The organism is Pseudomonas sp. GW822-FHT06B12, assembly GCF_058799675.1.
Genome location: NZ_JBXALR010000003.1, coordinates 386,778 through 401,127, shown reverse-complemented (window position 1 = coordinate 401,127; position 14,350 = coordinate 386,778). Strand labels below are relative to the sequence as shown.

14 protein-coding genes are annotated in these 14,350 nt (G+C 60.8%); all 14 read left to right on the top strand.

The features are described from left to right. Positions 1-57: 57 nt before the first annotated feature. Entirely contained in the window at positions 58-1,482 is a 1,425-nt protein-coding gene (gene ccoN / locus AC1RKH_RS09330; protein ID WP_123425673.1) for a cytochrome-c oxidase, cbb3-type subunit I, read from the top strand. Positions 1,483-1,492: 10 nt separating this feature from the next. Then, positions 1,493-2,101, top strand: a complete 609-nt coding sequence (ccoO, locus tag AC1RKH_RS09325; protein ID WP_123425672.1) for a cytochrome-c oxidase, cbb3-type subunit II — start codon at positions 1,493-1,495, stop codon at positions 2,099-2,101. A gap of 3 nt (positions 2,102-2,104) precedes the next feature. Beyond that, positions 2,105-2,308 carry a cbb3-type cytochrome oxidase subunit 3 gene (locus tag AC1RKH_RS09320; RefSeq protein ID WP_493061518.1) on the top strand — a complete coding sequence of 68 codons (204 nt, stop codon included), beginning with the start codon at positions 2,105-2,107 and terminating at the stop codon, positions 2,306-2,308. Continuing rightward, complete coding sequence (ccoP, locus tag AC1RKH_RS09315) at positions 2,305-3,258, top strand: cytochrome-c oxidase, cbb3-type subunit III (RefSeq protein ID WP_493061517.1); 954 nt, start codon at positions 2,305-2,307, stop codon at positions 3,256-3,258. The genes AC1RKH_RS09320 and ccoP (AC1RKH_RS09315) overlap by 4 nt, the downstream gene beginning before the upstream one ends. 483 nt (positions 3,259-3,741) lie before the next feature. Then, the gene (gene ccoN, locus AC1RKH_RS09310) at positions 3,742-5,184 is read left to right on the top strand and encodes a cytochrome-c oxidase, cbb3-type subunit I (protein WP_123425669.1); all 1,443 of its coding nucleotides are present in this window, start codon (positions 3,742-3,744) and stop codon (positions 5,182-5,184) included. After that, positions 5,184-5,792 carry a cytochrome-c oxidase, cbb3-type subunit II gene (gene ccoO, locus AC1RKH_RS09305; protein ID WP_054593209.1) on the top strand — a complete coding sequence of 203 codons (609 nt, stop codon included), beginning with the start codon at positions 5,184-5,186 and terminating at the stop codon, positions 5,790-5,792. The genes ccoN (AC1RKH_RS09310) and ccoO (AC1RKH_RS09305) overlap by 1 nt, the downstream gene beginning before the upstream one ends. A 5-nt stretch (positions 5,793-5,797) precedes the next feature. Beyond that, positions 5,798-5,983, top strand: a complete 186-nt coding sequence (locus AC1RKH_RS09300; RefSeq protein WP_003175465.1) for a CcoQ/FixQ family Cbb3-type cytochrome c oxidase assembly chaperone — start codon at positions 5,798-5,800, stop codon at positions 5,981-5,983. Then, the gene (ccoP, locus tag AC1RKH_RS09295; protein WP_123425667.1) at positions 5,980-6,957 is read left to right on the top strand and encodes a cytochrome-c oxidase, cbb3-type subunit III; all 978 of its coding nucleotides are present in this window, start codon (positions 5,980-5,982) and stop codon (positions 6,955-6,957) included. Before AC1RKH_RS09300 ends, ccoP (AC1RKH_RS09295) begins: the two co-directional genes overlap by 4 nt. Before the next feature lie 280 nt (positions 6,958-7,237). Next, positions 7,238-8,653 carry a cytochrome c oxidase accessory protein CcoG gene (ccoG, locus tag AC1RKH_RS09290; protein ID WP_493061516.1) on the top strand — a complete coding sequence of 472 codons (1,416 nt, stop codon included), beginning with the start codon at positions 7,238-7,240 and terminating at the stop codon, positions 8,651-8,653. Positions 8,654-8,664: 11 nt separating this feature from the next. After that, positions 8,665-9,204: a FixH family protein gene (locus AC1RKH_RS09285; RefSeq protein ID WP_493061515.1), complete on the top strand. Its 540-nt coding sequence runs from the start codon at positions 8,665-8,667 to the stop codon at positions 9,202-9,204. Between the two features lie 155 nt (positions 9,205-9,359). Next, positions 9,360-11,810, top strand: coding sequence for a heavy metal translocating P-type ATPase (locus tag AC1RKH_RS09280; RefSeq protein ID WP_493061514.1), 2,451 nt, complete (start codon positions 9,360-9,362; stop codon positions 11,808-11,810). A 22-nt stretch (positions 11,811-11,832) separates the two neighbouring features. Further along, positions 11,833-12,063 (top strand): cbb3-type cytochrome oxidase assembly protein CcoS, encoded by a 231-nt coding sequence (gene ccoS, locus AC1RKH_RS09275; protein ID WP_493061513.1) that lies wholly within the window; start codon positions 11,833-11,835, stop codon positions 12,061-12,063. Beyond that, positions 12,056-12,739, top strand: coding sequence for a sulfite exporter TauE/SafE family protein (locus AC1RKH_RS09270; protein WP_019689546.1), 684 nt, complete (start codon positions 12,056-12,058; stop codon positions 12,737-12,739). Before ccoS ends, AC1RKH_RS09270 begins: the two co-directional genes overlap by 8 nt. A 209-nt stretch (positions 12,740-12,948) precedes the next feature. Further along, the gene (hemN, locus tag AC1RKH_RS09265; protein WP_493061512.1) at positions 12,949-14,331 is read left to right on the top strand and encodes an oxygen-independent coproporphyrinogen III oxidase; all 1,383 of its coding nucleotides are present in this window, start codon (positions 12,949-12,951) and stop codon (positions 14,329-14,331) included. Positions 14,332-14,350 lie beyond the last annotated feature (19 nt).

Below are 14,350 nucleotides of genomic sequence, written 5' to 3'. Positions count from 1 at the left end.
AAGCGTCATCGCCTTGCGCAGACGCTTTCACTTCGGCTGAACCGTGGATGGGGAACCATGAACACTTCTTTAAGTACCGCCTATAACTACAAGGTGGTCCGCCAATTCGCCATTATGACGGTGGTGTGGGGCATCGTCGGCATGGGGCTCGGGGTTTTTCTCGCGGCTCAATTGGTCTGGCCTGAACTCAACTTCAATTTGCCCTGGACCAGCTTCGGCCGTTTGCGCCCGCTGCACACCAACGCGGTGATTTTCGCCTTTGGCGGTTGCGCACTGTTTGCCAGCTCTTTCTACTCGGTGCAGCGCACCTGCCAGACCCAGCTGTTCGCGCCGAAACTCGCGCAGTTCTGCTTCTGGGGCTGGCAGTTGGTGATCGTGCTGGCCGCAATCAGTTTGCCGCTGGGCTACACCACCTCCAAGGAATACGCCGAGCTGGAATGGCCGATCGCCATTCTCATCGCCATTGTCTGGGTGGCCTACGGCGTCGTGTTCTTCGGCACGGTGATGAAGCGCAAAACCAAGCACATCTACGTCGGCAACTGGTTTTTCGGTGCGTTCATCATCACCGTAGCCATCCTGCACATCGTCAACCACGCGTCCCTGCCGGTGAGCTTCGTCAAGTCCTACTCGGCATACGGTGGTGCGACAGATGCCATGGTGCAGTGGTGGTACGGCCATAACGCGGTAGGCTTTTTCCTCACTGCTGGCTTCCTCGGGATGATGTACTACTTCGTGCCGAAACAGGCCGAGCGTCCGGTGTACTCCTATCGCCTGTCCATCGTGCACTTCTGGGCGTTGATCACCCTGTACATCTGGGCTGGTCCGCACCACTTGCACTACACCGCACTGCCGGATTGGGCACAGTCGCTGGGCATGGTGATGTCGCTGGTGCTGCTGGCGCCAAGTTGGGGCGGGATGATCAACGGCATGATGACCCTCTCGGGCGCCTGGCATAAGTTGCGCAGCGACCCGATCCTGCGCTTCCTCGTGGTGTCCCTGGCGTTCTACGGCATGTCGACCTTCGAAGGGCCGATGATGGCCATCAAAACGGTCAACGCCCTCTCCCACTACACCGACTGGACCATCGGCCACGTACACGCCGGCGCACTCGGCTGGGTGGCGATGATCTCGATCGGCGCGCTGTACCACATGATCCCGAAAATCTTCGGCCGCACGCAAATGCACAGCCTCGGCCTGATCAACGCGCATTTCTGGCTCGCAACCATCGGCACCGTGCTCTACATCGCCTCGATGTGGGTCAACGGCATCGCCCAGGGCCTGATGTGGCGTGCGGTCAACGAAGACGGCACGCTGACCTACTCCTTCGTCGAAACCCTGGTGGCCAGCCACCCAGGCTACGTCGTGCGACTGGTGGGCGGCGCGATCTTCTTCAGCGGCATGTTGCTGATGGCTTACAACACCTGGCGCACCGTGCGTGCCGCACAGCCAGCCGAAGTCGCCGCCGCGGCGCAGATGGCCTGAGGAGTCCGCCATGAAACACGAAACGATTGAGAAAAACGTCGGCCTGCTGTTGCTGCTGATGGTCTTCGCGGTGAGCATCGGCGGTCTGACCCAGATCGTCCCGCTGTTCTTCCAGGACGTCACCAACAAACCGGTCGAAGGCATGAAGCCCTACACCGCGCTGCAACTCGAAGGTCGCGACATCTACATCCGCGAAGGCTGTGTGCAGTGTCACTCGCAGATGATTCGTCCGTTCCGCGCCGAGACCGAGCGCTACGGTCACTATTCGGTGGCCGGTGAAAGCGTTTGGGATCACCCGTTTCTTTGGGGCTCCAAGCGCACCGGTCCGGACCTGGCCCGGGTCGGCGGCCGCTACTCGGAAGACTGGCACCGCGCGCACTTGTACAACCCGCGCAACGTCGTGCCGGAGTCGAAGATGCCCGCCTACCCATGGCTGGTGGCCAACCCGCTCGACAGCAGCCACACCGAAACCAAGTTGCGGGTCATGCGCACCCTCGGCGTTCCGTACACCGACGAAGACATTGCAGGCAGCGTCGAAACGCTCAAGGGCAAGACCGAAATGGACGCGCTCGTCGCCTACCTGCAAGTGCTCGGCACTGCGATCAAGAGCAAGAGGTGAGCCATGCCCTTTGAAATAAGTACTGGAATGATCCGCGGCCTGGGCACCGTCGTCGTATTCGTCGCCTTTGTCGGACTGGCGCTGTGGGTGTTCAACGGCAAACGCAGCCCGGGATTCGCCGAAGCGCGCCTGCTGCCCTTTGCCGATGAACCGCAACCCGACGACACCGACACCAAAGAATCCGCAACAAGGAGTACCCGGCCATGACCACCTTCTGGAGTACGTGGATCTGCGTACTGACCATTGGCAGCCTGATCGGCCTGACCTGGCTGCTGATCGGCACCCGCAAGGGCGAAACCAAGGGCAGCGTCGACCAGACCATGGGCCACAGCTTCGACGGCATCGAGGAGTACGACAATCCGCTGCCGCAGTGGTGGTTCATGCTGTTCGCCGGGACCCTGGTGTTTGCCGTCGGTTACCTGATCCTTTATCCGGGCCTGGGCAACTGGAAAGGCGTATTGCCAGGCTATGAAGACGGCTGGACCCAGACCAAGGAATGGGAAAAGGAAATGGCCAAGGCCGACAGCAAATTCGGACCGATCTTCGCCAAATTCGCAGCCATGCCCGTGGAAGAAGTCGCCAAAGACCCGCAAGCGCTGAAAATGGGCGGTCGCCTGTTTGCCTCCAACTGCGCGGTCTGCCACGGCTCGGATGCCAAGGGCGCCTTCGGCTTCCCTAACCTCGCCGACAGTATCTGGCGCTGGGGTGGCAGTCCCGACACCATCAAGACCACCATCATGGGTGGACGCATGGCGGCCATGCCGGCCTGGGGCGAAGTATTGGGCGAGACTGGGGTGAAAAACGTCGCGGCCTATGTGCGTCACGAACTCGCCGGCCTGCCACTGCCGGCTGACAGCGGCGCTGACCTGCACGCCGGACAGCAAACATTCAGCACTACCTGCGTAGCCTGTCACGGCGCAAACGGCCAGGGCACGGAGTTGATGGGGGCGCCAAACCTGACGCAACCGGCAGGTTTCATCTACGGCACCAGCCTGACGCAACTGCAACAGACCATCCGCCATGGTCGCCAGGGTCACATGCCGGCGCAGAGCGAACTGCTCGGCAACGACAAGGTGCAACTGCTGGCCGCGTATGTGTACAGTTTGTCTCACAACCCGAACGCCGAGCGTTTGCAGGCTGAAAGCAAAACCGAATAAATCTTCACCGCCCAACTGCTGCATTCACCCGAATGCGGCAGTTCCCTGCTCCTTTGCGACGCATTGTCGCACCCCTCAATTGGTCTGCCTTTCGGTTCGGTGGATTCGCGTCTACGCTTGCTTCGAAGCGGACTGGCAACAGCCGGTCAAGGGTCAACCGTACACGATGCGTTCGACGAATCTGTTCGATGACAGGCCGCAAAGGCTGGTAGATACCGGCTGTCGCGCAAGTTGCCGTCTGTCACCTGCCCGCCTCGTTTGAACACACCCAGTTACAACTGACCAGACCCCCTCGCCTTTTTCGTCCGCCGGGACATTTTGCCCATGGGCAATTTTGTCCCTACGCGGCGCATGGAAAGGCCGCAGAATCAGCTTTTGGAAGCATTGACGCAGGTCATGGCGCGTTGCAATGACCCCCTGTTTTCTCCATACTTGCGACCGATTTTTACTCCTAATAAAACACCCAAACCGTGGAACCTTAGAATGAGCACAGCAATCAGTCCGACTGCTTATAACTATAAGGTAGTCCGCCAGTTCGCCATCATGACGGTGGTCTGGGGGATCCTTGGCATGGGGCTCGGTGTCTTCATCGCCTCACAGCTCGTATGGCCAGAACTTAACTTTGGCCTGCCGTGGACGACTTTTGGACGCCTACGCCCGCTGCACACCAACCTGGTGATTTTCGCCTTCGGTGGTTGTGCACTGTTTGCCACTTCTTATTACGTCGTGCAGCGAACCTGCCAAACGCGACTGATTTCCGACAGCCTCGCTGCCTTCCACTTCTGGGGATGGCAGGCTGTAATCGTTGGCGCGATCGTTACCTTGCCGCTGGGTTACACCACCACCAAGGAATACGCGGAACTGGAATGGCCTCTGGCTATCCTGCTGGCTATCGTCTGGGTCACCTACGGTCTGGTGTTCTTCGGCACCATCGTCAAGCGCAAGACCAAGCACATCTATGTCGGCAACTGGTTCTACGGTGCCTTCATCGTCGTGACGGCGATGCTGCACATCGTCAACCACGCCTCCTTGCCGGTCAGCTTCTTCAAGTCCTACTCGGCGTACGCCGGTGCGACTGACGCCATGATCCAGTGGTGGTACGGCCACAACGCGGTAGGTTTCTTCCTGACCACCGGGTTCCTGGGGATGATGTACTACTTCGTGCCGAAACAGGCCGAGCGTCCGATCTACTCGTATCGCCTGTCGATCGTGCACTTCTGGGCACTGATCACCCTGTACATCTGGGCTGGCCCGCACCACCTGCACTACACCGCACTGCCGGACTGGGCTCAGTCGCTTGGCATGGCAATGTCGATCATCCTGCTGGCGCCAAGCTGGGGCGGCATGATCAACGGCATGATGACCCTGTCGGGTGCCTGGCATAAGCTGCGGACCGACCCGATCCTGCGTTTCCTGGTCGTGTCCCTGGCGTTCTACGGCATGTCGACCTTCGAAGGCCCGATGATGGCCATCAAGACCGTCAACTCGTTGTCGCACTACACGGACTGGACCATCGGCCACGTACACGCCGGTGCCTTGGGCTGGGTGGCGATGATTTCGATCGGTGCGCTGTACCACATGATCCCGAAAATCTTCGGTCGTCCGCAGATGCACAGCATCGGCCTGATCAACACGCACTTCTGGCTCGCGACCATCGGTACCGTGCTCTACATCGCTTCGATGTGGGTCAACGGCATCACCCAGGGTCTGATGTGGCGTGCAATCAACGATGACGGCACCCTCACCTACTCCTTCGTCGAAGCGCTGCAAGCCAGCCACCCTGGTTTCATCGTTCGCGCCCTGGGTGGTGCGTTCTTTGCCAGCGGCATGCTGTTCATGGCCTACAACGTATTCCGTACCGTACGCGCCTCGAACCCGGCTGAAGCCGAAGCCGCCGCTCAGATCGCTGTAGTTGGAGCTCACTGATGAAGCATGAAGCAGTCGAGAAGAATATTGGCCTGCTGGCCTTCTTCATGGTCATCGCCGTCAGCATCGGCGGCCTGACCCAGATCGTCCCCCTGTTTTTTCAGGACGTGACCAACAAGCCGGTTGAAGGCATGAAGCCACGCCCGGCGCTGGAACTTGAAGGCCGTGACATTTTCATCGCCAACGGTTGTGTCGGCTGCCACTCGCAGATGATCCGTCCGTTCCGTGCTGAAACCGAACGTTATGGCCACTACTCGGTAGCCGGTGAAAGCGTTTGGGACCACCCGTTCCTGTGGGGTTCCAAGCGTACCGGTCCGGACTTGGCCCGTGTAGGCGGTCGTTACTCCGATGACTGGCAGCGTGCGCACTTGTACAACCCGCGCAACGTGGTGCCTGAGTCGAAAATGCCGGCTTACCCGTTCCTCGTGGAAAACAAGCTCGACGGCAAAGACACCGCGAAGAAAATGGAAGTCTTGCGCACGCTCGGCGTTCCTTACACCGACGAAGACATCGCCGGTGCAAAAGATGCCGTGAAGGGCAAAACCGAAATGGACGCGCTGGTGGCCTATCTGCAAGGCCTGGGCACCATCATCAAAAGCAAACGGTGATCTGGATGGATATCGGGATGATTCGTGGCCTGGGCACCGTTGTCGTGATGGTTGCCTTTATCGGTCTGGCGTTGTGGGTATTCAGCCCCAAGCGCAAGTCGGAGTTTGAAGACGCGACCTTGCTGCCTTTCGCGGATGATCCCGAAGCCATCAAGCACGTCGAGCAAGCTTCTAGGAGTAACAAAGAATGACTACGTTCTGGAGTCTGTACGTCACAGTCCTCAGTCTGGGTACCATCTTCGCCCTGACCTGGCTGCTGCTGTCGACCCGCAAGGGCCAGCGCGCCGAGCAGACGGATGAGACGGTTGGCCACGCCTTCGACGGGATCGAGGAGTACGACAACCCGCTGCCGAAATGGTGGTTCATGCTGTTTGTCGGCACCATCATCTTCGCACTGGGCTACCTGGCGCTGTACCCGGGCCTGGGCAACTGGAAAGGCCTGCTGCCAGGTTACGGCTACCTCGACAACGAGAAGCAAACCCCGTTCGCCAACGGCCAGTCCGGCTGGACCGGTGTTCACGAGTGGGAAAAGGAAATGGCCAAATCGGACGCCAAGTTCGGTCCGATCTTTGCCAAATTCGCGGCCATGCCGATTGAAGAAGTTGCCAAGGACCCGCAAGCCCTGAAGATGGGTGGCCGCCTGTTCGCCTCCAACTGCTCGGTTTGCCACGGTTCCGACGCCAAAGGCGCTTACGGTTTCCCTAACCTGACCGACGAAGACTGGCGTTGGGGCGGCGAGCCGGAAACCATCAAGACCACCATCATGGGCGGCCGTCACGCGGTGATGCCGGCCTGGGGTGAAGTCATCGGCGAGCAAGGCGTCAGCGACGTCGCCTCGTTCGTGCTGACCAACCTCGATGGCCGCAAGCTGCCGGAAGGCAGCAAGGCTGACCCGGTTGCCGGCCAGAAGATTTTCGCCGCCAACTGCGTGGCTTGCCACGGTCCGGAAGGTAAAGGAACCCCAGCCATGGGCGCACCTAACCTGACTCACCCGGCAGCGTTCATCTACGGCTCGAGCTTCGCTCAACTGCAGCAGACCATCCGTTACGGCCGTCAGGGCCAGATGCCTGCGCAGGCGCAACTGCAAGGTAACGACAAGGTTCACCTGCTGGCCGCTTATGTTTATAGCCTGTCCCACGGCGAGAAAGCGGCTGACGCCCAGTAAGGCAAACGCCTGTTAGCAACAACAAACGGCCCCGCCAGTGATCTGGCGGGGCCGTTTTGTTTTGATCGGGTGAACTCCCACCCTCTGTAAAACGGTCCATAATTCACAAGTCAATTGATTCAAGTCATTACACCATCAATTGATTTCCCCCAACGCGACCAAAGGTCGCACCCTTGCACTAGAGCTACAGGCGTATCATTGCGCCACTGCAACACCTCTTTTTGACCGCGGTCGGCACGTACTGACCGGGGCATTTTTCCACTGCCGTGGGATGCAATAGATGAGCAACCAGATTCCGGTACACGACGTTACCCCGCCTGCCAAGAACGCGAACAACAGCGTCGACCTCTACGCCTCTCGGGAAAAAATCTACACCCGCGCCTTCACCGGCCTGTTCCGTAATCTGCGAATGACCGGCGGTGCCGCGTTGTTTCTGCTGTATTTCGGCACGGTCTGGCTCAACTGGGGTGGCCATCAAGCCGTCTGGTGGAACCTGCCGGAGCGTAAATTCTTCATCTTCGGTGCAACCTTCTGGCCGCAGGACTTCATTCTGCTGTCCGGCTTGTTGATCATCAGCGCCTTCGGCCTGTTCTTCATTACCGTGTACGCCGGGCGTGTCTGGTGCGGCTATACCTGCCCGCAGAGCGTCTGGACCTGGATTTTCATGTGGTGCGAGAAGGTCACCGAAGGCGACCGCAACCAGCGCATCAAGCTCGACAAGGCGCCAATGAGCGCCAACAAGTTCCTGCGCAAGCTCAGCAAACACACGATGTGGCTGTTGATCGGTTTCGTCACCGGCATGACCTTCGTCGGCTACTTTTCGCCGATTCGTGAACTGACCATCGACTTCTTCATCGGCCAGGCCGATGGCTGGTCGTATTTCTGGGTCGGCTTCTTCACCCTCGCCACCTACGGCAACGCCGGCTGGCTGCGCGAGCAAGTGTGCATCTACATGTGCCCTTACGCGCGCTTCCAAAGTGTGATGTTCGACAAGGACACGCTGATCGTTTCCTACGACCCACGTCGTGGCGAAACCCGTGGCCCACGCAAGAAAGGCATCGACTACAAGGCCCAGGGCCTGGGTGACTGCATCGACTGCACCATGTGCGTTCAGGTGTGCCCGACCGGCATCGACATCCGTGATGGCTTGCAGATCGAATGCATTGGCTGCGCGGCCTGCATCGACGCCTGCGACAGCATCATGGACAAGATGGAGTACCCGCGCGGGCTGATCAGCTACACCACCGAGCACAACCTGTCCGGGCAAAAAACCCATAAACTGCGTCCGCGCCTGATCGGCTACGCGCTGGTGTTGCTGGCTATGATCAGCTTGCTGATCACCGCGTTCTTCATGCGTTCGCTGGTCGGTTTCGATGTCAGCAAGGACCGTGTGCTGTATCGCGAGAACGCCGAAGGCCGGATCGAGAACGTCTATAGCCTCAAAGTCATGAACAAGGACCAGCGCGATCACACTTACGTGCTGGAAGCCTCCGGCCTGCCGGATCTCAAGCTGCAAGGCAAGCGCGAGATCAAGGTCGCCGCCGGGGAAATTTTCAGCATGCCGGTCGAGTTGTCGAGCGCGCCGGAACAACTGCCGTCCAGCACCAACGAGGTGAAATTCACCCTCAAGGATGCCGACGACAGCAGCGTCCACGTTGAAGCCAAGAGCCGGTTCATCGGCCCACAAATTCGTTGAGAGAAGTCATCATGCCCGCAGCAACCGCCACCAGCCCTTGGTACAAACATCTCTGGCCATGGATCATCATCGGTATCCTGGCCTGCTCGGTGACGCTGACCCTGTCCATGGTGACCATCGCGGTGAACAACCCGGACAACCTGGTCAACGACAATTACTACGAAGCCGGTAAAGGCATCAACCGCTCGCTGGACCGCGAGTTGCTGGCCCAGAGCCTGATGATGCATGCCCGCATGCGCCTGGATGACGTGACCGGTGAAGTCGACTTGCACCTGACGGGTAACAGCACACCTGCGACCCTGGAACTGAACCTGATCTCGCCGACCCAACCGGAAAAGGATCGCAAGATCATCCTGACCCGCAGCGAGACCGAACAGGGGCGTTATATCGGCCAACTGACCGACAAGATCGACGGCCGGCGCTTCGTCGAGCTGCTGGGCAGCCAGGACGATCATGTGTGGCGCATGTTCGAAGAAGAACAGATCAGCCATGACAAGGATTTGCTGCTGGGTGATGAGCCTCTGCAAGGCGCGGAAGACCTGAAGCAGTAACACCTGCGCTTCGCGCATCGCGAGCAAGCTCGCTCCCACAGTGGATCTCGGCGTACACAAACTTTGTGCACGACACCGATCAAATGTGGGAGCGAGCTTGCTCGCGATGAGGCCCTACCTGACGACAGAGATTCAGCGGTACCAGTGAAAACCTCATGACCACGCCCACCCCCTGCTACCACTGCGCCCTGCCCGTCCCATCCGGCAGCCGGTTTACCGCCGTCATCCTCGGCGAAACCCGCGAGCTCTGCTGTCCGGGTTGCCAGGCCGTGGCCGAAGCGATTGTCGCAGGCGGGCTGGAACATTATTACAGCCACCGCAGCGAGGCCTCAGCCAACCCCGAAGCCTTGCCAGTGCAACTGGTGGACGAACTGGCGCTGTATGACCGCGCCGACGTGCAACAACCCTTCGTCCGTCACGAAGGCGATCTGGCTGAAACCACCCTGCTGATGGAAGGCATCAGCTGCGCGGCGTGCGGCTGGTTGATCGAGAAACACCTGCGCAGCCTGCCGGCCGTGGCCGAGGCGCGACTGAACCTGTCCAACCATCGCCTGCACGTGCGCTGGGCCGACAGCCAGTTGCCGTTGAGCCAGGTGCTCAGCGAATTGCGCCACATCGGTTACGCCGCCCACCCCTATCAAGCCGACCGCGCCAGCGAACAACTGGCCAACGAAAACCGCCTGGCTTTGCGCCAACTGGGCGTCGCCGGTTTACTGTGGTTTCAGGCAATGATGGCGACCATGGCCACCTGGCCGGAATTCAACATCGACCTCAGTCCCGAACTGCACACCATCCTGCGCTGGGTTGCACTGTTCCTGACCACGCCGATTGTGTTCTACAGCTGCGCGCCGTTCTTCAAAGGCGCGATGCGCGACCTGCGCACCCGCCACCTGACCATGGACGTTTCCGTTTCGCTGGCCATCGGCGGCGCCTACCTCGCCGGGATCTGGACCTCGATCACTGGAGTCGGCGAGCTGTATTTCGACGCGGTCGGGATGTTTGCACTGTTTCTACTGGCTGGTCGCTACCTGGAACGCCGCGCCCGCGAACGCACCGCCGCCGCCACCGCACAACTGGTCAACCTGCTGCCTGCGTCATGCCTGCGCCTGAGCGCGGATGGCCAGAGCGAGCGCATCCTGCTCAGCGAGTTGCGTCTCGGTGACCAGGTATTGGTGCATCCCGGTGCAATCCTCCCGGCCGACGGTAAAATCCTCGACGGCCAGTCGAGCATCGATGAGTCGCTGCTGACCGGCGAGTACCTGCCGCAACCTCGAACGCTGGGCGATGCAGTCACCGCCGGCACCTTGAACGTCGAGGGTGCGCTGACCGTCGAAGTGCTGGCGCTGGGTCAGGACACTCGCCTCTCCGCCATCGTCCGCCTGCTGGATCGCGCTCAGGCCGAAAAACCACGCCTGGCAGAAATTGCCGACCGCGCCGCACAGTGGTTCCTGCTGCTGTCACTGATTGCCGCCGCGGCCATTGGTTTGCTCTGGTGGGAACTGGATGCGTCCCGCGCATTCTGGATCGTGCTGGCGATGCTGGTCGCGACCTGCCCGTGCGCCTTGTCGCTGGCCACGCCGACCGCGCTCACCGCCGCCACCGGCACCTTGCACAAACTCGGCCTGCTGCTGACCCGTGGCCACGTACTGGAAGGCTTGAATCAGATCGACACGGTGATTTTCGACAAGACCGGCACCCTCACCGAAGGTCGCCTGGCCTTGCGTTCGATTCGACCACTGGGCGCACTCGACAGCGACCAGTGCCTGGGCCTCGCTGCCGCTCTGGAAAACCGTTCCGAGCACCCGATCGCCCGCGCCTTTGGCCGGGCGCCGCTGGCCGCCGAAGAAGTCCTGAGCACGCCAGGACTGGGACTCGAAGGACTGGTCGGCGAACAGCGCTTGCGCATCGGTCAACCGACGTTTGTCTGCGAACTCAGCGGCTGTGCTGTGCCGGCAATCCCGGATGAAGCCGGCCAATGGCTGTTGCTCGGCGACAGCCACGGCGCGCTGGCCTGGTTCGTCCTTGATGATCGTCTGCGCAACGACGCTCCTGCGCTGCTCGCGGCGTGTAAAGCTCGCGGTTGGCGCACATTGCTGCTGTCCGGCGACAGCTCGCCGATGGTCGCGAGTGTCGCCGCGCAATTGGGTATCGACGAAGCCCGAGGCGGTTTACGCCCGGATGACAAGTTGCAGGTGCTCAAGCAACTGCACCAGGAAGGTCGCAAGGTGTTGATGCTCGGCGACGGGGTCAATGACGTGCCAGTGCTGGCCGCCGCCGACATCAGCGTGGCCATGGGTTCGGCCACCGATCTGGCGAAAACCAGCGCCGACGCGGTGCTGTTGTCCAATCGTCTCGACGCGCTGGTGCAAGCCTTCAGCCTGGCCCGACGCACCCGCCGGGTAATCATCGAGAACCTGCTGTGGGCCGGGCTGTACAATGGCCTCATGTTGCCGTTCGCCGCCCTCGGCTGGATCACTCCGGTGTGGGCCGCGGTCGGCATGTCCATCAGCTCGTTGACTGTGGTACTGAATGCGCTCCGCCTGACTCGCATGCCGAGCATGCCGCCATTGCGCACCACGCCAGAAACCCGCCCGCTGCCGGCCTGAGCCGCACGAGCATGGAGTCCAGATGCCAGCTCTTTACGTGATGATCCCGGCGGCGCTGCTGATCGTCGCCATCGCCATTTACATTTTCTTCTGGGCGGTCGACAGCGGTCAGTACGACGACCTCGACGGTCCGGCCCACAGCATCCTGTTCGACGACCAGGACCCGAACCATCAGGCGGCAGTCGACGAAGCCAGCGGTCAACCACCGACTGATCCGGCCAAGCCGACCGACAAGGCCCCGCCTCATGCTTGAGTTGGCGCCTCTGCTGGTTTCTGCGGTGATCCTCGGCCTGCTGGGCGGTGGGCATTGCCTGGGCATGTGCGGCGGGCTGATGGGCGCGCTGACCCTGGCGATTCCCAAGGAACAACGCAGCCGGCGTTTTCGTCTGCTGTTGGCGTACAACCTCGGGCGGATTCTCAGCTACGCCACTGCGGGCCTGCTGATCGGCCTGGCGGGATGGGCCGTGGCCAACAGCCCGGCGGCGATGTTCATGCGGATCCTCGCCGGCTTGCTGCTGATCGCCATGGGCCTGTACCTGGCCGGCTGGTGGAGCGGCCTGACCCGCATCGAAAGCCTGGGACGCGGCCTGTGGCGCTACATACAGCCAGTTGCCAACCGTTTGCTGCCGGTGTCGAGCCTGCCACGCGCGTTGCTGCTCGGCGCGCTTTGGGGCTGGTTGCCGTGCGGTTTGGTCTACAGCACGCTGCTGTGGTCCGCCAGTCAGGGCAACGCCATCGATAGCGCATTGTTGATGCTCGCCTTCGGCCTTGGCACCTGGCCGGTTTTGTTGGCCACCGGGCTTGCCGCCGAGCGAGTCACCGCACTCCTGCGTAAACGCAGCGTGCGCATGACCGGTGGTTTGTTGGTGATCCTGTTTGGTCTCTGGACCTTGCCCGGACCGCATCAGCATTGGTTGATGGGGCATTAGATCGGCGGCGCGCCCTTCGCGAGCAAGCCCGCTCCCACATTGGATTTCCAGTGTTCACAAAATCCCTGTGGGAGCGGGCTTGCTCGCGAAGGGGCCATCACCGACAACGCAGATCCCGACCGAATGCCCCCTTGATGCAAATCAAGATGCCTCAACGCCGCCCCCCCTAGACTCGCCAACACTGCCAGCCTTTCCGGGGGAATGCCCGCATGCTCGACGCCATTCGTTGGGACACAGATCTGATCCGCCGTTATGACCTGGCGGGACCTCGCTACACCTCGTACCCGACCGCGGTGCAATTCAACAGCCAGGTCGGCACCTTCGACCTGCTGCACGCCCTGCGCGATAGCCGCAAGGCCCAGCGGCCATTGTCGCTGTATGTGCACGTGCCGTTCTGCGCGAACATCTGCTACTACTGCGCCTGCAACAAAGTCATCACCAAGGACCGCGGCCGCGCCCAGCCCTACTTGCAACGGCTGGAACAGGAGATCCAGCTGATCGCCTGTCATCTGGACCCGAACCAGAAAGTCGAACAATTGCACTTCGGCGGCGGCACCCCGACCTATCTCAGTCACGACGAACTGCGCCAGTTGATGGCGCAACTGCGCAAGCATTTCAACCTGCTGGACGATGACTCCGGCGATTACGGCATCGAGATCGACCCGCGGGAAGCCGACTGGTCGACCATGGGTCTGCTGCGCGAGTTGGGCTTCAACCGGGTCAGCATTGGCGTGCAAGACCTCGACCCTGCGGTGCAACGCGCGGTCAATCGCCTGCAAAGCCTGGAGGAGACCCGAGCGGTGATCGAGGCGGCGCGCACCTTGCAGTTCCGCTCGATCAACATCGATTTGATCTACGGCCTGCCCAAGCAAACCGCCGAGAGCTTCGCCCGCACCGTGGACGAAGTCATCAACCTGCAACCGGATCGGCTCTCGGTGTTCAACTACGCGCACCTGCCCGAGCGCTTCATGCCGCAACGGCGAATCAATAGCAGCGACCTGCCGGCACCCGCCGAAAAGCTGAACATGCTCCAACGCACCATCGAGCAACTGACCGCCGCCGGTTATCGCTACATCGGCATGGACCATTTTGCCTTGCCGGATGACGAGCTGGCCATCGCCCAGGAAGAGTCGACACTGCAACGCAACTTCCAGGGTTACACCACCCACGGTCATTGCGACCTGATCGGTCTTGGCGTGTCGGCCATCAGCCAGATCGGTGATCTGTATTGTCAGAACAGCAGCGATTTGAATCAGTACCAAAACGCTCTGGCCAGCGCACAACTGGGCACCAGCCGTGGTTTGCTGTGCAATCAGGACGACCGTTTGCGGCGGGCAGTGATTCAGCAGTTGATCTGCACGTTCAGCCTGGCATTCGCCCAGATCGAGCAGGCCTTCAATATCGATTTTCGCGGCTACTTCAACGAGCTCTGGCCGCAGTTGCACGCCATGGCCGAGGATGGCCTGATCGAACTCGACAGCGAAAAAATCGTGGTCTTGCCGGCTGGACGGCTGCTGGTCCGTTCGGCGTGCATGGTCTTCGATGCCTACCTGGAACAACAGAATCGCCAGCGCTTCTCTCGGGTGATTTAAGACACCACAAGCTGGCCTC